Genomic DNA, 21,220 nt, shown 5'->3' with positions numbered 1-21,220 from the left:
TTAACGGGCTTCGGAGTCTTACATTTGGAAGCGTAAAGTCTAATTTGATTAAATGGCAAAAGCACATTGCTTTTGCCATTTACTTAATAATGTAAACCTCCTAGTCCCCATTAAAAATTAAAATTCATAAGGTAAAGGGTGATTTATCTTGTTATTAGAGCAACTAATTAATGGATTAACACTAGGAAGCATTTATGCAATTGTTGCCCTTGGGTTCACTCTTGTATTCGGTGTACTTGGGATCATTAATATGGCACATGGTGAAATATTCATGATTGGTGCATTTATCGGGGTTTTGGTTACTAGTGTTTTAGGTTTGCCATTGTGGATTGCGTTTATCGCAGCAATCGCCGTAACAGCGATTTTAGGATATATGCTCGAACGAATTGCATTACGTCCTCTTCGTGGCAAGCAAGGCGTTTCGCATCTTGCACCATTAATAAGTACGATCGGCGTATCTATTTTACTAGAAAATTTGTCTCATCATATATTTGGCGCAGGGAATCATCCTTTCCGTAATTCCTTTGCAGAAATCCAAATTCAGATTGGTTCAATTACCATATACATTGTACAGATTTTAATATTTGTTATTTCAATCGCGTTAATGTTGATCCTGTCATATTGGCTTTCAAAAACAAAAGCCGGAAAAGCTCTTCGTGCAACTGCGGAAAATCTAGAAACAGCCAGTCTCCTTGGTGTGAATACGAAAAGAACCATCACAACGACTGTTATTATTGCTTCTGCACTTGGTGGGATAGCAGGAATTTTAGTGGGAATGGCGTTTAACTCTGTAAACCCTCAAATGGGATTATCAATGGGACTTAAGGGATTAGCCATTATCATTTTAGGTGGTATGGGGAATGTCAAAGGTGCGATGGCAGGAGGATTGCTTCTTGGCGTATCCGAAACGATGATTGTTGCATACGGGGATTCAGGATATCGTGATGCTGTAGCCTTTATTACAATCATTTTTGTTCTTCTATTAAGACCACAGGGGCTCTTCGGTAAAAATACCTCTGAGGCAGGAAGGTGATGTTATGTTAGGAGAATTACTAAATCCATATCATTTACAAATTGCTTCCTTTATTATGATTAATATCATTTTAGGACTAAGCATATACATAACCCTTTCTTCTGGGCAATTATCATTAGGAAATGCTGGTTTTATGGGCATCGGGGCTTACACCTCTGCATTGTTAACGATTCACTTTGAATTACCCATTTTCATTGGAGTTATTATAGGTGCATTAGTTGCAGGTATATTTGGAATTCTAATTGGGATTCCAGCCCTCAGATTGTCAGGAGTGTATTTAGCAATCGCCACACTCGGCTTCGGAGAAGTCATTCGGGTAATCTTTGTTAACTGGGAATCAGTTACGCAAGGAGCAGTGGGTTTATCAGGTGTTCCACATCTAGGTAGAGAACTCTTAAAAACAGTAACAGCTATGGGTTTTGAGCCTGAGATGCTGGGCTTAAGGAACAATCAAGTTGTTTACCTAATGGTCCTTTCCCTATTAGTAGTAATCAATATTTTACTCGTATGGTTCTTTATTAGACAAAACAAATCTCGTGTTGGACGTGCATTTGCAGCGATTAAAATGGATGAGAAAGCTGCAGAATCTATGGGGATTAACATTACTTATTATAAAGTATTGTCATTTACTCAAGGAGCACTTTTAGCTGGATTTGCTGGTGCTTTATATGCACATGTTATGGCGTATATCAGTCCAGCTGACTTTGCTTACCATCGCGCAATAGAAATACTTATTTTCGCAGTTTTTGGTGGTAGTGAAGTAATCTGGGGTGCCATATTTGGAGCAACATTTATGACAATTTTGCCAGAGGCATTACGCGCCATAAGTGAATATCGTTATATGATTTATGGTGTAATTCTTATCTTAATGATGGCTTTCCGCCCTCAAGGGATTATCGACGTGTCATTTTTGAAATGGGTTAAAAAAATGATTATGTTTAGAAAGGGGACCGACCATGGTACTGGAACTAAAAAACATAACTAAGAACTTTGGCGGAATCTCCGCCTTAACGGATGTATCTTTTAAAATTAATAAAGGTGAGATATTTGGGCTTATTGGGCCTAATGGAGCTGGAAAAACAACGATGTTCAATGTTATTACGAACATGTTCCTTCCAACTTCAGGAGAAATTAATTTTCTTGGCGAAAAGATATCAGGTATTAAACCACATAAAATTACCGATAAAGGCATTTGTCGCACCTTCCAAAACATTCGTCTTTTCTCTCAAATGACGGTTTTAGAAAATGTATTAGTAGGAGGACATTGCCGCAGTAAATCGGGCGTTTTAAGTAGTGTTTTTCGCACAAAATCTCAACGCAACGAAGAAGAAAGCACTCATAAGGTCGCAACAGAGCTCTTACAACTAGTCGGTTTATCAAGCTATGAAGATGTTATTGCAGAAAACTTAGCATACGGACAACAAAGAAGACTTGAAATTGCAAGAGCATTAGCTAGCAACCCGAGCCTTCTCCTGCTAGATGAGCCTGCCGCTGGCATGAATGAAACCGAAACCGAAAACTTATTCGATTTAATTAAAAAAGTACAGCAACGAGGCATTACCGTGTTAGTAATCGAGCATGATATGCCATTTGTAATGAAACTATGTGATCGAATCGCGGTATTAAATTTCGGGAAAAAACTTGCAGAAGGCACACCTGAAGAAATTCAGAACAACCAAGAAGTTATTGAAGCATACCTCGGTTCAGAGGAGGACGATCAAATTGCTTAAAGTCACGGGAATTGAAACTTTTTACGGAAAAATACAAGCCTTAAAAGGCGTTAGCCTTGAAGTAGAACAAGGAAAAGTCGTTACGATTCTTGGTGCAAATGGTGCAGGTAAAACAACAACAATGAAGACAATTGCTGGCTTATTAAAACCTAAAACAGGAACTGTAGAGTTTTTAGGAGAAAATATCACAGGGCTAAGACCTGATCAACTACTGAGAAAAGGGATTGCCCTTGTTCCTGAAGGTCGAGCCATTTTATCAACGATGACCGTTTTAGAAAACCTAGAAATGGGTGCCTACCATCGGAATGATCATGATATTAAAAAAGACATAGAACAAGTAATGGAGCAGTTTCCTATTTTAAAGGAACGTAGTGAACAGCTTGGTGGTACTCTTTCAGGAGGACAACAACAAATGTTAGCTATTGCTCGTGCATTGCTTTCAAAACCTAAACTCTTATTGTTAGATGAGCCTTCTATGGGACTGGCACCACTTATCGTAGCTGATATTTTCAAAATGATACGAGAAATTAAGGCTACAGGAACGACAGTTCTTTTAGTAGAGCAGAATGCAAAACAAGCGCTAAAAGTAGCTGACTATGGCTACGTAATGGAGACAGGCAAAGTAATAATAGACGGAGAGGCAAAAAATCTTTTAGACGATAGTCGAATTGTTGAAGCCTATCTTGGAAAAAAATCAAGTTAACAAAGAAAAACTCCGAATACTCTCGGAGTTTTTCTTTTCATATTTTAATAGAAAATTCCGTTAATTATATTGAAAGACCAATTGTCGTCACCTATACTAAGTAAAAGCTTTTAGGAAAGGAATAAACTTATGACAAATTCAATGTTAAATTTCGAATTCCCACACTCCATAGAACTTTTAGAACACATGGCTTCTGAATCGATTGAAAAAGGGCCTTTTACTTATGTAAATAGTGGTTCTGGTGCAGAGAGTACGTTACGAGCTAATGTCAATGCCTTTGAAAAGTGGCATCTGGTGCCTCGAGTATTGAATGACGTCAGCACAAGGGATACCTCAACACAAATCGTAGGAACAACCTTCCCTTCTTCTTTTGCGATTGCCCCTGTAGGTGTACAGAGCATATTTCATCCAGATGGTGAACTGGCATCGGCAAGAGCTGCCGCACATCATGATGTCCCTTATATCGCCAGTACGTTATCATCTTATTCTTTAGAAGAGATAGCAGCGAATCTCGGAACGACGCCACGTTGGTTTCAATTGTATTGGTCTAAGGATGTAGAATTGGCATTAAGTATGGTAAAACGTGCGGAGGAATCGGGGTATTCAGCTATTGTCATTACAGTCGATACGGCTCTTTTAGGAAATCGGGAACGTGACTTAAACAATGGATATTCTCCTCTGAAACTAGGAAAAGGATCTGCAAATTATTTACATGACCCTGTTTTCCAAAGTCGATTAGGCAGTAATCCTACTAGTGATGATCCAGATGTCATTGGGAAAATAGTAGATGTGATATTTAACCCAGCCTTATCATGGGATGATTTGCGAATGATTAAAAATCACACGAAGCTACCCGTTTTATTAAAAGGAATTCTTCATGAAGAAGATGCACGTAAAGCATTACATTATGGAGTTGATGGTGTTATTGTTTCCAATCATGGAGGTAGACAGTTAGATGGTTGCATTTCTTCCCTTGAAGCGTTACCTTCTATTGCAGAAGTAATTCAAGGAGTAGTACCTATCTTGCTAGATAGTGGGATTAGAAGAGGATCTGATGTCATTAAAGCGAAAGCCCTCGGTGCAGATGCGGTGTTACTAGGTCGACCTTTTGTTTATGGGTTAGCCGTAGGTGGAGAACAAGGAATTCGACATGTATTAAAAGACTTTATAAATGATATTGATGTTTCATTAGCATTATCAGGTTTCTCATCCATGAAACATGTCGACTATTCCATCATTTGCAAGAAGAAGTAAACCCTTTTCATAGTCTCATTCATCAAAATCTAAGCAAATTATCGTTTATTTTACCTTTAATACCCCCTTCAATTTATATGATAAATTACCTATATTCCCAAATGAAAAATAAGACTATTATCTGTCTATTCTTGCATGATGGGAATATAATAAAAGTAATTAAAAGGGGGTGTCGATGTGGAACTTGAACGTAAATTGGGCGTTTGGAAACAGCAAGGTTTTATCGATCAAAATGTGGTTGAACAAATCTTAACTTTTGAAAAACAACAACCTAAACCTACTAAACTTCCACTGCTCTTAATTATTGGTCTCATTTTCTTTTCACTGGCTGTTTTTAGTTTCATCGCAGCAAACTGGCAGGTTATGCCTGCTTTGCTGAAGATAGGATTATTCGTTTTATTCATGTGGATGTTTTATGGTTTCGCTTATTTTTCAGAACGTAAAAACGTTGGCCGACCAATTATTTTTCGACTCCTAGGGCTCGTCATGTTTGGAGCTACTATTCTTGTAACCGTTCAGTCCTTCCATTTTTCTGTCTCAAATTCGTTACTACCATGGGCTATTTTCATAGCTGCCCTCGCTCACTATTTTTACTGGCGACATTTCCAATATGGTGTCATTGCTTTTATTGTTGGCGTATTCGTGTTAATGACGTCTATCCCATCTATGGGATGGCTTGAATGGGTCTGTTTCATAGCAGTGACGCTTGCTTGGTTCTATTTTAGCCGTTCTAATATCTCCATGGTATTTAGTTGGTTGTTGCTTTTCGGCTCTGGATTAATGCTATGGACACTCGTAGATTATGAAAGTATTTTATGGCCTATTTGGACTCTGTTTACCCTAGTTCTTCTGCTACTAGTTGTACCAGATAAAGAACGTTTATTTGCCCCATTATATTTACTAGTCGGAGGCATTCAATTAGTCGTCTACTTGGCAGTTCGAGGAGGACAACAAGATGCATTCGTAGAACTCCATTTGACGGAGTCCATTGCATTGTTGGTAGTTGCGATAGGAGTTTTAGTAATAACGTATCTCCGCTTTCGATCAATTAGTTGGATTGCTGTTTTAGGTGTCGTTGGGTTGTTATTTTTCGACGATACAGCCATTGGGCTAGCAGTTTTAACGGAAGTTGTAGCTCTTGCGTATTTAGTTATAACGCATCGTCAAGAAAAACCACTCACTTTCGGATTTGTATATTTCATTGTGGTTCAGTTTGTTCTTTATTTCATTTATGCATGGGAAAGACTCGACATGTCGCTTTTCTTCCTTCTTGGTGCGCTATTACTTTTCGTCCTATCAGGAGTCGCTTGGTATGTTAACCGTAAGAAAGCAGGTGTAGCGTCATGAAATCGTTCCTATTCCCTGTTTTACAAAGTATTTTTGTTGGATTAATTATCATGAGCTTTTACGCTACTTCGTGGTTCGGTGAACAATTCACTTTACGAGCAGAACCATATGATCCTTTTGATCCGTTTTATGGAGAATATGTGATGTTGCAATATCCTGACCTAAAACCTACCGATTCTTTACAAAATGGGGATGTCTTTTTCACTTTAAAAGAAGGTGAAGATGGCTATGCACAAATTGACCGCGTTGATACTCAAGCATTCTTTGGATCTATTCATGGAACCTATTACGATAACCGCATTACCGCACCACAACTCGAGCAATATTATGTGGAACAAGGCACTGGACCAGACCTTGAGAAAGCACGTGATTTAGTCGTAACACTCGATGTTTCTCCTTGGGGTAGTATTCGACCAGTGAATTTAGATGTACGACAAGATTAATAGAAAAAAGAGGCTGACTAATACGTCCAAAAAACAGGTGGAGAAAACGAGTCGTTTTTCTCCACCTGTTTTTATTATTTATCTCGAAAGTAACTGATGATTATTACCACTTGCGAGCCGGCGCTTGGAGCTAGACATAGCTCCTCTAAGTTCAAAGGTGTAGTTTTAAAAACTTATACTAACTTTTATCTTGAAAAGAGGACTACCCTTAAAAGTCATTTAATATGACTTTGGGGTAGCCTCTTTTTTTGTCCTCCGAATATACCATTCTTGTAACCGCTTACAAATACTGACTATACAATGTCTCATGTAAATTTTCTCCATAAAAAAAACAAATTGACGCCTTGAACTAGAAAGTTTATTATTACGCTATTAGCGTCTATTAAGCGACAATTAAAAATAGTCTAAATAAAAATTGGACTTAAAAATGCAACCTTGTCAGTGAGCTATGCAATAAGATCAATGTTTTGGGGGAGTTCATATTGAAAAAAGAAATTTCTTTTAAATGGGCAATTATTCCACTCGTCGTAATGATTGTAGTAATGGCCTTTACGATTGTAGTGCTCGAGCAAGGACCACATATTCCACTGATTATTGGGACGATTACGGCTGCACTTGTTGCATGGCGTAGTGGATATAAGTGGAAAGAAATCGAAGAAGCTATGTATAAAGGAATTCGACTTGCTTTACCAGCTGTCATAATCATTATTCTTGTTGGTTTAACAATTGGGGCATGGATTGGTGGAGGCATTGTTGCCACTATGGTTTATTATGGATTAAATATCATTACTCCATCCTTATTTCTAGTTTCCATTACTTTGATTTGTGCAATTGTATCTTTAGCTATTGGTAGTTCATGGTCAACTATGGGTACCATCGGTGTTGCAGGAATGGGTATTGGATTAAGTATGGGTATCCCTGCTCCAATGATCGCCGGAGCAATTATCTCAGGCTCTTATTTTGGAGATAAAATGTCACCGCTTTCAGACACTACAAACCTAGCGGCAGGACTTACTAATACTGATTTATTTGTTCATATTAAACATATGTTATTCACGACAATACCTGGACTTATCATCGCATTATTCGTCTATTTTGTATTGGGAAGAAACTTTGGAAAAGGCGATATAGATTCTGCTAATATTGATCAAACAATTAGTGTTTTAAAGGATAGCTTTGTTATCTCACCTTTTTTATTAATTGTTCCTTTACTCGTTATTATCCTAGTTGCAAAAAAAGTTCCCGCAATACCAGCATTAGTTGTTGGAATCGTGCTTGGTTTCTTATCTCAAATTCTTATCCAAGGTGGAGCAACTGCTGATGCAGTAGCAGCTCTACAAAGTGGATTTGTTATAGATACAGGCAATGAAATGGTGGATAATCTATTTAACCGTGGTGGTTTGGATTCAATGATGTATACAGTATCAATGACCATTGTAGCAATGACATTCGGTGGGATACTTGAATACACCGGAATGCTACAGGCCATCGTAAAGCAAATATTAAAACTAGCAAAAACATCAAAAAGTTTAGTAGCATCAACTGTTGTATCTTGTTTTGCAACAAATGCAACGTGTTCAGAACAATACATTTCAATTGTTATACCAGCTCGAATGTATTCAAAAGCATATCGTGACCAAGGACTCCACTCTAAAAATCTGTCTAGAGCTTTAGAAGATGGTGGCACACTAACTTCTGTTTTTATTCCTTGGAATACATGTGGTGTTTTTATCTTCGGTACACTAGGAGTTCATGCATTTGATTACGCGCCTTATGCCGTATTAAACTTTGTTGTTCCTGTGCTTTCGATTATTTATGCCATGACAGGGTTTACGATTACCAAATTAACGGAGGCCGAAATAGTGTCTTTGAAAAAAGAAGAAGAAATGACGTTTAATACTTAATCAATAAAGGAAAGTTCTTATAACACAGAACTTTCCTTCTTATTTTATTTATAAATTAATATATTTAGTTGATAGATTGCTCTAGGGCGCCCTTGTTGATAGGTCATTTCTTCACCAACTACAAGAACAAATCCATGGTCTGCTAATTTCTTCAGAATTCGCTCAGTGGAACGTCTTGTAACTTTTAAGTAATTGGCTAAGTCAACTGCTGTAAAATGGCGAGCGTTTTTAATTTGGCCAAATTGAATAATTTTCGAAAGATTTGCTGGACTTAATGTTGTTTGTTTTGCCATTTTTAAAAAGTCGGGACGGTCAATTACCAGGCGTTGTTGTTTATATTCTTGTGGAAATGGACCACTTAACTCTTTTTCTTCAGTTAGGATATAAGCACAACTTTCTTCTCCCTCTTTTTTTGCAAAGTGCAAAGCAATTTCTGAATTTTGATCAGCCTCGAAGATAGTTTCTCCATAGCCGAAACCAATTTTAATATGTTCTTGATCATTTTCAAAAAAATCATGTAACATATGATGATTTATTAAATCTTCAATTTTTCCCTGAGTACTATAGAGAGCGTATAAATTAGGTTTCACTTGTTTAATCGTTGCATCAATTCGATGCGCTATTGCATCAACCTTTCCCCTTTTCAACTCATGCAATTCATTACTATAGATACGACCGACTGCTACTTTAGCAGACTGACGTTGAACTAATTGAGCTTTTGTTTTAGCATCGTGCAATCCTCTAATTAATGTACTTCTAGGATTGGTCATTCGCATGACTGGTACTCCAAGTTGTTGTAACTGATCATAGACTGCATGTATGCTCGTAATGGCCAAATCGATTTTTCCTTCAGTCCAAAGAGTTTGATGATAAGTGATAAGTCGATTTAAGTCGAAATGGTTTTCTAGCATGTCCTGATAATCCATAATATGTACTATTTGATCATCACATTCTATATCTGCTAGTACATTCGTAACAAATGAAGCATCCATTAAATCAATCGATATCCGTGTTAACACAACTTGTTTTTGGTAAATGACAGCAAGTAATGTTGTTGCTACGGACATTTCATCTTGAGGTAAATAATGTGTAGGAATGGGCAATTGCGTTATCCACTCTTTTGAAAAATAGTAAGGTAAGGCACCTGAGAAAAAAACAACATCACAAGGATTTATTGTTTTGACAAGTTGAATAGCCTCTTGGGGTTCTTGATATAAATATTCATCTATCTGAATACCCGTAATTTGAGTTGAAATCGACTTGATCCGTATTAAAAAATCAGCTGAACCAATTACAGCTATCTTAATGAGCATTCGTTTTTCCTCCGACTTCAGTATTAACGTCTATTTACCGACAAATATATCAAACTTTCAGACTATTTGTAAATCGAAAGGAAGTTTTCAGATGAAAATCACTGCTATCCACTTATATGCTATTCACTTACCTCTTCACCAGCCTTTTGTTATTAGTTATCATACCTATCATTTTATGCCTTCCATCATTGTAAAAATCGAAACGGACGAAGGAATTACCGGATATGGTGAAGCCGTAGCAGATGAACACGTGACAGGAGAAACATGGGAAAGCACATATCAAATCATAAAAAACACATTGGCTCCTGCAGTTTTGGGACACAATCCAATGGAAATTGAGAGACTTCACGATTTAATGAATATGTCCATTTATACAGCTCCAACTGCAAAAGCAGCAATCGATATTGCGTGTTTTGATATCATCGGAAAAAAGTTAAAACAACCTGTCTATCAACTAATAGGCGGTCGTTACCATGACGAGTTTACTATCACACACGTGCTGAGTATAGCTGACCCAGACGTGATGGCAAATGAAGCTGCTGCGCATGTTGCTAAGGGCTACCAATCTTTTAAAATGAAGGTTGGTACAAATGCCAAGCAAGATGTAAAGCGAATTCAAGCTGTTCGTGCACGAGTTGGCGAAGATATTGCCATTCGTGTTGATGTAAATCAAGGTTGGAAAAACGCTTCTACAACCCTTATAGCATTAAACCAATTGCAAAATTGCCATCTGGATTGGATTGAACAACCAGTGATGGCAGATGACATTGATGGAATGGTCGAAATAAAATCAAAATCTATAATTCCTTTGATGATTGATGAAGGCTTAAAAGGGAGTCGGGAAATGCTCGAAATCATTCAAAAACGTGCAGCCGACAAATTGAACATTAAATTAATGAAGTGTGGTGGTATATATCCAGCCATCAAACTAGCACATCAAGCAGAACTCACAGGATTAGATTGTCAAATTGGTTCAATGGTCGAATCTTCAGTTGGATCAGCAGCCGGATATCATGTTGCTTTTTCAAAAAAAAATATAACAACTGTAGAACTAACAGGTCCATTAAAGTTCTCAAAGGATATTGGCAACTTAGCTTATGATGTTCCTTATATTCGTTTATCTGACAAACCAGGATTAGGTGTAGAAATAAATGAAGAAACCTTACACGAATTAACCATTTATCATGATATTGTCCGCTAATTAGAGAAAGTAATTAGGATAAGTCTAGAATCTTAATCAAACACCTATGATTTAGCGCTTTTTGTTAAGTGCTATTATCAAAGGTGTTTTCTATTTCTTACTTTATCTTCACAAGCTACTCATAAAAACCTAGTTTCATCACATGAGGTTATGATATATTAACTAATTTTGTAAAGAATGTTTCGACAAATTTTTCATTTTTTCGCATCTGTGGATAAGTTTATTCACATTTTCCCTACCTGTTCATATACGTTAACTCAATGTATTCACAAGTTAACCACAATTCATCCACAGGAAACTGTGGATAAACGAACGGTTGTTCTCAAAGAAACAATCTGATAGATTTAAATAACAGGAAGACACCTACCAATTTATTCCTCATTGGTAGAAATTAGAACAATAATTTCATGAAATCGGAGGTGAATTACGTATGAGTAAACTATCAACACAATTGTTGATGGAGTCTTATGTTAAAGCAAAAGATCTAAAACTTTGTCCGGATTTTATATGTCTGTTAGAAAATGAAATTCGCCGACGCTCTATATCCATCTAAATAATGGTTTTCCTTATGTAATATGCACTCATATAGTTATTCTTAAGACTTCTACCACATAAGAAATCCAGCAGCTTAACAAGCTACTGGATTTCTATTTTTATATATTCCATGTTCTCTACATTTGAACGTTGCTGACAAAGAAAGCTATTTCTACTTTCATAAAATTTGAGATAAAAAGAGTTTTGTTCGCTCATGTTTCGGATTATCAAATAATTCACTTGGAGTTCCAATTTCAATGATTTCCCCAAAATCAAAGAGAACAATTCGGTCGGCTACTTCACGAGCAAAGTTCATTTCATGAGTAACGACCATCATCGTTATTCCAGATCCGGCTAATGTTTTAATTACATCTAAAACTTCTTTAATCATTTCAGGATCTAATGCTGAAGTTGGTTCATCGAATAACATGATTTTTGGTTGCATGGCTAAAGCTCTAGCAATTGCTACTCGCTGTTGTTGTCCTCCAGAAAGCTGACCTGGATATTTATGTGCTTGTTCTGGAATGCCAACTCGTTCTAACAGTTCCAAAGCAATTTTTTCTGCTTTAGCTTTGGGCCATTTTCGAACCCAAATAGGTGCTAACGTGATGTTTTTTAATATGGTCATATGAGGGAATAAATTAAATGATTGAAAGACCATTCCTGTTTCTTTTCGGATGGCTTCGATATCGGAAATATCATTGGATAGAGGAATTCCATCAACTGTGATGTCCCCTTTTTGAATTTCTTCTAAGCCATTAATTGTCCGAATAAATGTGGATTTACCTGATCCAGAAGGTCCTAATATTACGACGACTTCTCCCTGCTTAACCTGTAATGATACGTCTTTTAGAACATGCAGATTGCCAAACCATTTGTTCACATTATTACAGACAACTATATCTTTTCTTAGCTCTAGAGCTATATCGGCGTTAAAGTTTTCAAACATTATATGGACCTCCTTAGAATTTAAATTGTTTTTATCATCGCTTGCCAACACCTAGAGCTACCTCTAGTCTTCGGCTCGCATAGGACATCATATTACAGAAGATAAGGAAGACGACAGCTACGAATATAAACACTTCCATTTGTGTTCCTAAAAACTCAGGATTGGATATAATATTTCTTCCAATGCCTAGAATATCGGTTAAGCCTACAACCGCCACAAGAGAAGTATCTTTAAATATTCCGATGAATAGTCCTACGATTGCTGGAATGACTGCACGTAATGCTTGAGGCAAGATAATAAATGTCATCTTAAATGCTGTATTTAGCCCAAGTGACTCTGCGGCTTCAAATTGTCCTCTAGGAATAGATTGCAATCCTCCACGTATGTTTTCTGCTAGATAAGCTGCAGTAAAAAGAGTGAATCCCACCATCGCTCGTATGACATTATTGATGTCAATTCCATGTCCCATAAATAATGGCAACATCAACTGAGCAATAAATAAGATCGTAATCAATGGTACTCCACGAATTAATTCAATATAGCCAATGCTGAACCAACGAACGATTGGCAATTTACTTCTTCTGCCGAGCGCCAGTAATAGTCCAATAGGAAAGGAAAAAACAATCGCTACCATTGATATGAGTAAAGTTAATAAGAAACCACCCCATAAATTAGTCCCCACATGATTAAATACACCGAATCCACTAAAGAAAAAGACAATTACCGGGAACATCAAGAACCATGCAATGAGTAATGGTTTCTTTAACTTTAAACGATTTTTCCCTATTGCAAAGGCAGTCACAAGTACAACAATATTGACAAGCAACCAGATACGGGTTTCAAACAAAACAAATGGTAAACACCCTAGGACGGTATACATCCCACCCATTGCTATTGTTAAGTGTCCGATTGTTCCCTTCCACAGTCCTGAAGAAAGACCCATTAGTACTGAAATAAGCGTTAAACAAATCCACAATCGCCACAGTTCTGTAGCCGGATACTGGCCAACTACTAGTAATCTGAAATTAGCTGAGATAACTTCCCAATCGGCACTAAAGAAAATCCATACAATTGAACTCTTTACTAGTAAATAACTGATGACTCCAAATATAATCGTTAAAAGTGTATTTTTCCAACTACTAAATAAGTTCTTCTTCAACCATCTAGATATATCTTTTAGCGGGTTAAATGGAGATTTTCGTGATGGTTGAGATTGAGTTGTTCCTAATTCTTCATTATTCACATTTCTCACCTCTCTACTAGTTGCGTATATTTGTTAAATATATTCATTAAGAGTGACGTGAATAAGCTCATAGATAAGTAGACGAGAATCACAATTGATATGACTTCCACACTTTTTCCAGTTTGACTAAGAACCGTGATTCCAACTCCTACTAGTTCTGGGTAGGCTACTGCTGCAGCTAAACTTGAATTCTTAATCAGATTTAAATACTGACTTGTTAAAGGAGGAATAATAATCCGAATTGCCTGAGGTAAAATAACGAGTCTCAAAATAGTTGAACTTTTCAGGCCTAGTGCTTTTGCTGCTTCAACTTGTCCCTTTGATACAGCTAAAATACCTCCTCGTACAATTTCAGCAATATAAGAAGCTGTATACATGACGAGTGCAACTAATAGCGCTCCAAAACCTGGACCAATTGTGTAACCACCATTAAATCCTCTTCCCGAGATTTCTGGAATGCTAAGCAATAGAGGTGCCTGTGATGTGAAAAACGAAGTGACTGCTAACAATCCAACGATTGAACCAAGAGCCCACAATAACGGATACTTTCGCTGACCTGTTTCTACTTGTTTGATGATCCTAACTTTCCAAACGATATATGACAGAATAAGTGCGACGACAAGAACAATGCACCAAACCAATGATGAAGTCGTCAAATCGAACCAAGGAATAACAGACCCTCTATTACTAAAATAAAATACGCCAAATGTATTTAGGCTCTTTTCTATAGTAGGAAAGCTTAAAAAGACAGCATAAAACCAAATGAAAATTTGTACTAATAATGGGGTATTACGAAAAATTTCCACATAAACAGTCGCCACTGTTCGAGCTAACCAGTTACTAGATAAGCGAGAAATTCCAATAATGAATCCAAGAATCGTTGCTAGTATAATCCCAATAATAGCGACTTTGATTGTATTTAAAATACCTACAATGAATGCTTTACCATAGGTATCTGTAGAAGAAAACTCAATTAACTTATCTCCAATATCGAATGACGCCATTTTGCCTAAAAAGTCATATCCGAAACTCATTCCCATTTGCCTTAAACTGCCAAGAGCATTGGTGAAAAAGAATGCGCCTAAAAGGACAACTAGTAAAGCAAATAAAGCTTGAAGGAGAATTGGGATGACTCGTTTATCTCTCCAAAAAGGTGGTGACGTAGAAGATGAAAATTTTTTCACGTATGATTCACCTCACAGTAATTTTTAACAATAATTGATTCTTCAGTATGACATTTTAAACAACAATAGGCCTGCCCCTATTGTGAGAAGGTATGCAGGCCTAAATCTATGAATCGACATTTTAACAATAATTACAGTTAACGGAAAGGTGGAGAATACATTAAGCCGCCATTTGTCCAAAGTTCATTTGGACCACGCTCTAAATCAAACACTGTGTCTGGACCAAGATGGCGATCATAAACTTCACCGTAGTTCCCAACAGCTTTAATGATTTGAACAACAAAGTCTTTTGGTAATCCAAGTTGCTCTCCTAGATCTCCTTCAACTCCTAAGAAACGACGAATCTCAGGATCTTCACTATCCATGAAAGTATCTACATTGCCCTGTGTAATCCCGTACTCTTCAGCTTGGATCAATGCGTATACAGTCCATGACACGACTCCTACCCATTTCGAATCACCGTCTTTAACTGATGGAGCAAGTGGTTCTTTAGATAAAACATCTGATAAAATGAAATGTTCTTCAGGATTGGCTAAAGTAGATCGACGTGAAACTAATCCAGAGCGGTCAGTTGTAAACGCATCTACACTTCCTTGTTCATAAGCAGCAATTGCTGCATCTTGACTATCAAATACTACTGGCTCATAAGTAACTCCCAATTTACGCATCTGGTCAGCCAAATTAAGTTCGGTAGTAGTGCCGGATTCAACTGCAATTCGTGTTCCTTGTAAATCTTTTAACGTCTTAATTCCACTATCTTCACGAACCATCATCCCTTGCCCGTCATAAAATGTTACTGGAGCAAAAGCTAGTCCAACCGAGGCGTCCCGAGATGTAGTATGCGTCGTATTTCGTGCTAAAACATCGACTTCCCCCGTTTGTACAGCAATAAAACGCTCTTCCGCTGATAACGGTCTGTATTCAACAGCATTGGGATCTCCAAAGATAGCTGCAGCAATCGCTTTCGTAATATCAATATCCATTCCTGTATAACTTCCGTCCGTAGCTACATAACCGAAACCAGGTATATCAGCATTAACACCACCTACTAATTTACCTCGTTTTTTAACTACCTCTAAATGTGATTTGGTCTCTTCTGTTTTCTTCTCCGAACAACCTGCTAATACCACTGAAAATACGAGTAAAACGCTTAATAGTGCGAATAGACTTTTTCTCATGCTTGAACCCAACTCCCTATTTTATATTTCTTGAAATCGAACGAAATAACATTTTACGGTGCCTAATCCCCTCCTTATTAGATAATTCAGAAAATAGTACAAGTTACAGTTATACTATGATTCGTATTCTTCGAAAATACCAAATAGTTGTTGAAATGTATTTCTACTCTCTAAACATCTCTATTCAAAAAACTCCACCATTCAAGCTACTAGCAGGTTGGTGGAGTATTCATTTCTATCTAAATAGTAGTGAATACTTTTAGTGTTTCATCTATGTTGATGAAACACTAAAAGTGGTTGAGTACACATTGTCAAAAGACAGATAAATATTATCAACTGAAGTTGGAAAAAAGAAAGTACTTGTGGTTTAGGGTGGAGGAATTATTAACAAAATGGGGATATACGAAGACCTGTTTCAATAAGTTAACTTGGAATAGAGATGTCTTTGAGCGATAAATCTTCAGATTGAGCGATAAATTCTCGAAATGAGCGATAAATCTCCAGATTGAGCGATAAACCCTTCAGTTTGAGTGATAAATTTTTCACAATCGAAAGTACGCTCCATAAACGTCTCATCAGCCAAGTTGACTAGATATGAAACAAGCTTGATGGTTTATATTGAATTGATTATTTTGAACATATGCCCGTTCGTTTAAAAGCAATAGTATTAACTATGAGGTTTTCAGGTCGCTTCGGAAACTTCGTCTAGTTCACCCGCTTACCTAGAAAAAGCTTTTATTTTATATTGTAAAATAATAAAAAGGATTAATCACATCACTGTGATTAATCCTTTTTGCATTCTCAAATTAGACAGCATCAATATTGTGATCCTTCAATTCAATTTCTGGTTTTGCAGCATCAAGCATAAGAAAAATTGCAGTAAGAATATGCATGACCATTCCAACAAACGGAATCCATGCGATACATGAAGTGACTATTCCTAGTATACTACCCGTCGTTGACCCACCACTACTTTTAGTCAAAACTAAAGTTACAATATGAAGAGCTAACATAACACCTAGGGGTATCCATAAAAAACTAACAACAATTATGCCACCTAATAAAGGAATTCCTAAGATTGCTTCAAGACCACCACTAACCCATTTTAAAATCTTAGGTGTAGACAATTCAATCACATCCTTTCTTAAGGATTTCTTTTTAATATATCATTCATCTCATTTCATTTATACGTCATTATGTAAAAAATAACAATTTCTCCTATATAAATACCCACAATTTCAATTACATCAAATTTACAGTTATCGTAGAAATAAATGGCTGTTGCACATGGATTTGTACTAAACAATTGTCATCCTCACATACATTCTTACTAGCGATTACATAGGGGTGAATCATTTGAATGATAAATATAGTCCTAACTTGGATGCCATGTTAAATGAACGCTATTATTTAAAATCCATTGAGGCTAAGGGAGCTCGGATAAAATACATACCAACGTATCTTGGTCAGGAATTTTCGAATTACAAGAAATGTATTAAGGACACCATTGCCTCAAACGTTCTGACCATCAATGGAGAAGTATTTACCCAAGAATTCTTTATTGATGAATATAACTACTATTTTATTAATTGGTGTATCCCTACAGCAAAGAAATTGATACTTGAAAATGAGCTAAAACCTGTAAAAATCGATTTTAAAGGCATCATTGATCAAGTGAGAAGAAATGAAATAGATCAAAATTATTTGCCCATTGCATTAAAGAATGAACAACCAATAATAATTGCCTATTACCCGATGTGTCCTCAACCTAGTGTGGTCATTGACGGAAATCATCGTGTTTTGGCTAAGTATGATGCTGGTGAAAAGACTATTAATACGTTCGATTTACCTCCTCATATTCACCTTCAAGCAATGACATCAGAATTAGACCGTTTATTGTACAAAATACATCATAATCTTAGCTGTATTGCTGAATCGATTGCAGGCAATTTACCTGCAAAAGATGTAAAAAGAAAATTGTTTACGATTGGTTAGTACATCCTTTCCATGTGACTCAATGACAAGCCCATCCGCATTATTCTCAAGATTATTGTACAGCAAGTAAAGTGCATGAAGCAGACTGGAAGCCGATTATCCTCAGTAAATGGCATTAAGGTTGCTCTACGTTTTGTATAAGCCTATTAGCATAGATTCACAGTGAAAAAAGGTCACAAGAATTCTTGTGACCTTTTTAGTATGCCTTTTAAAGAGAACGTCTCTGAATCTTTTTCCCATCAAACGAAAATATAATGGGTCTATTTTCAACATACGTTTCCATATGCACAGGACGTCCCCATAGTTGATAAATGTATGGCAGCACATTTTCTAAATAACGAGGATCCAGTTCTGTCCCCTCATATCCATGTTTTAAATACAATTCCCCGTTTCGAGAATAGTCCCCATTTTCAACGACGATGTATGGAAAACTTCCATTTACTCTCATTGAAACTAGTTGGTCTCTGACATGTTCATAATCTTTATCGGTAATTTGATAATTCCCGCCTTTTTTTTCAAACAAATATAGATCTTCTTGCTTTACTAATTCTTTCGTTAAATAGTTTCGAATGAAAGAAATATCCGACTCAATTTCTCTGACTTCAAACATTTTATCTCGACCAGAATTCGGCTTAACTCCAGTTCTCATCATTTCTTTTGTTGGATGATTATATCTCTTTTCAATGTCTTCAAAAATCTTCAGTCCTAAATAATAGGGATTGATGGTTGTTTTAGAAGGCTGAACAACGTTTGCATTTAATGTAGCAAATTCGATTGTTTCATCAGTTGTTAAATCCATTTCTCTTAATATTCGTTGGTGCCAGAAGGTTGCCCATCCTTCATTCATAATTTTCGTTTCTAACTGTGGCCAAAAATAGAGCATTTCTTCTCGCATCATCGTTAAGATATCACGTTGCCAGTCTTGAAGCTCACGACTGTATTCTTCAATAAACAGTAGAAGGTCTTTTTCAGGCTTCGGTGGAAATTTCTTTCTTTTTTGACTGTAGGTCTTTTTATCAATTATCGGTTGTCCGACATTCCACAAATCATCATATGGTGTTTTTCGTACAACCTCTTCTTCTTCCTCATCTAAATTATAGTCTGGTAGTTTTGGTCTGATAATTGAAGGATCAATATGTTCTTGAATAGCTAAAACAGCGTCCAAAAAACTTTCAACTTCATCTTTTCCATAAATCATTTCATAGCTCGCGATTCGTTCAGCAGTTGCCGTCATACTTTCCACCATATCTCGTCTAGTATTCGAAAATCGGACGTTGTTTTTGAAAAAGTCACAGTGGGCAAGCACATGGGCAATGATGAGTTTATTCTGCATAAGACTATTGGTATCAAGCAAAAAGGCATAACAAGGATTCGAATTAATAACAAGCTCGTAGATTTGACTTAATCCAAAATCATACTGCAGCTTCATCTTATGAAACTGTTTTCCAAAGCTCCAATGTGTAAAACGTGTCGGCATACCGTATGCGCCAAATGTATAAATAATATCAGCAGGACAAATTTCATAACGCATCGGATAATAATCCAGACCAAATCCAGATGCAATTTCAGTAATTTCAGCTATAGCATGATGAATATTTTTTTCCATGAACTCAATCCCTCCGAGGGTTTTTCATTGAATAGCACATCACACCACCCGGCTTATACTGGCGCTTTGTCTGGTTGAAAAAAGCTTTTCAGTGCATCATATACGTGATTTTTTTCTTTTAATACATAATGACGAAATTTCGGATTCGAGATGTTTTTATAAGTTGTCATTAATGTTGAATATCGACTATGTGCATTCACTTCACCATAACCAAACATACTCGACACTTCCATTAGTTCATTTACTAGCCTTATACATTTCTCATTATCGCTTGGCATGTTTTCTCCATCAGAAAAATGAACAGGGTAAATATTGTAACGTGAAGGACTGTATTTTTGTTGAATCAGTTCTAATGCTTTTAAATAAGCAGATGAACAAGTTGTTCCGCCGCTCTCTCCTTTTGTGAAAAAATCGTCTTCTGTTACAACTTTTGCTAACGTATGATGAGCGATGAACTCAATTTCGACTGTTCCATACCTTGAACGTAAAAATTTAGTCATCCAGAAAAAGAAACTTCTAGCCATATATTTTTCAAAGGCCCCCATAGAAGCACTAGTATCCATCATCGCAAGAACAACCGCTTTTGATTCGGGTTTTACTACATCATTCCATGTTTTGAAGCGCAAGTCTTCATTATGAATAGGGGAAATCACAGCTTTTCCCTTCATTGCATTCCGTTTAATAGCCGTTAAGATCGTACTCTTTTTATCAATATTACCCATAAGTCCTTTTTTGCGAATATCATTAAAGTCAATTTTATCTGTTGTAATCTCAGCGTGTTCTTTTTGCTTTAAATTTGGTAATTCTAGCTCTTTAAACAGAACCTCTTCTAACTCGGCCATGGTGATTTCCGCTTCGGTAAAATCTTCTCCCTCTTGATCCCCTGCTTTTTTCCCTTTTCCAGAACCACTTTCTCCTTCTCTTGAACCACGAGCGATTACATCGCCCACTTTACTATCCCCATCGCCTTGACCCACATGTTTAGATTTATCGTAATTGTAGCGAATTTTGTACTCATCCAAGGAACGAATTGGGATTTTAATTACATCTCGTCCGTTTGACATAATGATGCTTTCCTCACTAATTAGATCTGGCAAATTATTCTTAATAGCTTCTTTTACTTTGTCTGTATGACGTTGTTGATCTTGATGACCTTTGCGATGGAGAGACCAGTTTTCCTGTGAGATGACAAAATGATTTTCCTGTTTGTCGTTCATTTCCATCCACACCCATCTCTTATTAGAAAGTTTTTAATTTCCTTATACTATGCTATGGCAAGTGAGTTATTGACATCACCTTATAAATAAAAAAACAAGAGTGATGGCTTAAAAGTCCCTCATATAAAATAGGTGGAGAAAAAGAATCTTTTTTCTCTATCTGCAATTTGTTTTTTGTTTTTTGTTTTTTGTTTTTTGTTTTTTGTTTTGCACATGATGAACTTATAGTTGGTTGGAGTGGAAGACGGCGGGAAAAGCATCTGCTCCTGCGGTTACTCGTCGCAAAGATATTGGACGAATGACAGTTCGTCCAATATCTTTCCAGCGGTAATAGCAGATGTTTTTTGCACCGAAAGCGAAGCGGCAGGTGCATGAGCTGAAGACCC

The 21,220-nt window shown here is 36.7% G+C and carries 19 protein-coding genes; 11 read left to right on the top strand and 8 right to left on the bottom strand.

The features are described 5' to 3' along the window. Positions 1-148: 148 nt before the first annotated feature. The 8 genes from WBG45_RS05775 to nhaC all read left to right on the top strand — a co-directional run bounded on the left by WBG45_RS05775 (position 149) and on the right by nhaC (position 8,414). Positions 149-1,033: a branched-chain amino acid ABC transporter permease gene (locus WBG45_RS05775; protein WP_424412827.1), complete on the top strand. Its 885-nt coding sequence runs from the start codon at positions 149-151 to the stop codon at positions 1,031-1,033. A 4-nt stretch (positions 1,034-1,037) separates the two neighbouring features. Continuing rightward, positions 1,038-2,018, top strand: a complete 981-nt coding sequence (locus WBG45_RS05770) for a branched-chain amino acid ABC transporter permease (protein WP_424412826.1) — start codon at positions 1,038-1,040, stop codon at positions 2,016-2,018. Further along, positions 1,990-2,763: an ABC transporter ATP-binding protein gene (locus WBG45_RS05765; protein ID WP_424412825.1), complete on the top strand. Its 774-nt coding sequence runs from the start codon at positions 1,990-1,992 to the stop codon at positions 2,761-2,763. The genes WBG45_RS05770 and WBG45_RS05765 overlap by 29 nt, the downstream gene beginning before the upstream one ends. Further along, positions 2,756-3,466: an ABC transporter ATP-binding protein gene (locus WBG45_RS05760; RefSeq protein WP_424412824.1), complete on the top strand. Its 711-nt coding sequence runs from the start codon at positions 2,756-2,758 to the stop codon at positions 3,464-3,466. Before WBG45_RS05765 ends, WBG45_RS05760 begins: the two co-directional genes overlap by 8 nt. Positions 3,467-3,607: 141 nt before the next feature. Further along, complete coding sequence (locus WBG45_RS05755) at positions 3,608-4,720, top strand: alpha-hydroxy-acid oxidizing protein (protein WP_424412823.1); 1,113 nt, start codon at positions 3,608-3,610, stop codon at positions 4,718-4,720. A 177-nt stretch (positions 4,721-4,897) separates the two neighbouring features. After that, positions 4,898-6,067 (top strand): DUF2157 domain-containing protein, encoded by a 1,170-nt coding sequence (locus WBG45_RS05750; protein ID WP_424412822.1) that lies wholly within the window; start codon positions 4,898-4,900, stop codon positions 6,065-6,067. Further along, a complete protein-coding gene (locus WBG45_RS05745) occupies positions 6,064-6,510 on the top strand; it encodes a GDYXXLXY domain-containing protein (RefSeq protein ID WP_424412821.1) in 447 nt (148 codons plus the stop codon). The genes WBG45_RS05750 and WBG45_RS05745 overlap by 4 nt, the downstream gene beginning before the upstream one ends. Before the next feature lie 482 nt (positions 6,511-6,992). Continuing rightward, positions 6,993-8,414 (top strand): Na+/H+ antiporter NhaC, encoded by a 1,422-nt coding sequence (gene nhaC / locus WBG45_RS05740; RefSeq protein WP_424412820.1) that lies wholly within the window; start codon positions 6,993-6,995, stop codon positions 8,412-8,414. A 44-nt stretch (positions 8,415-8,458) separates the two neighbouring features. Here nhaC and WBG45_RS05735 read toward each other — a convergent pair whose 3' ends face one another. After that, positions 8,459-9,727: a transcriptional regulator gene (locus WBG45_RS05735; protein WP_424412819.1), complete on the bottom strand. Its 1,269-nt coding sequence runs from the start codon at positions 9,725-9,727 to the stop codon at positions 8,459-8,461. 91 nt (positions 9,728-9,818) lie between these two features. Here WBG45_RS05735 and WBG45_RS05730 point away from each other — a divergent pair, with 91 nt between their 5' ends. Together WBG45_RS05730 and WBG45_RS05725 are read left to right on the top strand one after the other, a co-directional pair. Then, positions 9,819-10,928, top strand: coding sequence for a mandelate racemase/muconate lactonizing enzyme family protein (locus WBG45_RS05730; RefSeq protein ID WP_424412818.1), 1,110 nt, complete (start codon positions 9,819-9,821; stop codon positions 10,926-10,928). 430 nt (positions 10,929-11,358) lie between these two features. Beyond that, on the top strand, positions 11,359-11,481 hold the full coding sequence (locus WBG45_RS05725; protein WP_081697106.1) for a sporulation histidine kinase inhibitor Sda: 123 nt from the start codon (positions 11,359-11,361) through the stop codon (positions 11,479-11,481). Positions 11,482-11,640: 159 nt separating this feature from the next. Here WBG45_RS05725 and WBG45_RS05720 read toward each other — a convergent pair whose 3' ends face one another. From WBG45_RS05720 to WBG45_RS05700, 5 genes are all read right to left on the bottom strand, one after another. Beyond that, positions 11,641-12,411: an amino acid ABC transporter ATP-binding protein gene (locus WBG45_RS05720; RefSeq protein WP_024533794.1), complete on the bottom strand. Its 771-nt coding sequence runs from the start codon at positions 12,409-12,411 to the stop codon at positions 11,641-11,643. 34 nt (positions 12,412-12,445) lie between these two features. Then, positions 12,446-13,654, bottom strand: a complete 1,209-nt coding sequence (locus tag WBG45_RS05715) for an amino acid ABC transporter permease (protein ID WP_424412817.1) — start codon at positions 13,652-13,654, stop codon at positions 12,446-12,448. Between the two features lie 5 nt (positions 13,655-13,659). Further along, positions 13,660-14,838, bottom strand: coding sequence for an amino acid ABC transporter permease (locus tag WBG45_RS05710; protein WP_424412816.1), 1,179 nt, complete (start codon positions 14,836-14,838; stop codon positions 13,660-13,662). Between the two features lie 137 nt (positions 14,839-14,975). Next, positions 14,976-16,016, bottom strand: a complete 1,041-nt coding sequence (locus tag WBG45_RS05705; protein WP_424412815.1) for an amino acid ABC transporter substrate-binding protein — start codon at positions 16,014-16,016, stop codon at positions 14,976-14,978. 806 nt (positions 16,017-16,822) lie between these two features. After that, a complete protein-coding gene (locus WBG45_RS05700) occupies positions 16,823-17,143 on the bottom strand; it encodes a hypothetical protein (protein WP_424412814.1) in 321 nt (106 codons plus the stop codon). A gap of 229 nt (positions 17,144-17,372) precedes the next feature. Between WBG45_RS05700 and WBG45_RS05695 the strand changes: the two genes are divergently transcribed. Further along, positions 17,373-18,011: a hypothetical protein gene (locus WBG45_RS05695; protein ID WP_424412813.1), complete on the top strand. Its 639-nt coding sequence runs from the start codon at positions 17,373-17,375 to the stop codon at positions 18,009-18,011. Positions 18,012-18,219: 208 nt separating this feature from the next. On the opposite strand, the gene WBG45_RS05690 is transcribed toward WBG45_RS05695, so the two are convergent. Both WBG45_RS05690 and yhbH read right to left on the bottom strand, forming a co-directional pair. Continuing rightward, entirely contained in the window at positions 18,220-19,617 is a 1,398-nt protein-coding gene (locus tag WBG45_RS05690) for a SpoVR family protein (protein WP_424412812.1), read from the bottom strand. A 53-nt stretch (positions 19,618-19,670) separates the two neighbouring features. Next, entirely contained in the window at positions 19,671-20,834 is a 1,164-nt protein-coding gene (gene yhbH / locus WBG45_RS05685; protein ID WP_424412811.1) for a sporulation protein YhbH, read from the bottom strand. Between the last annotated feature and the right edge of the window lie 386 nt (positions 20,835-21,220).

The sequence above is a fragment of the Paenisporosarcina sp. genome (genome assembly GCF_049671445.1).
Taxonomy (GTDB): domain Bacteria; phylum Bacillota; class Bacilli; order Bacillales_A; family Planococcaceae; genus Paenisporosarcina.
This window is presented reverse-complemented; position numbering and strand designations above follow the sequence as displayed.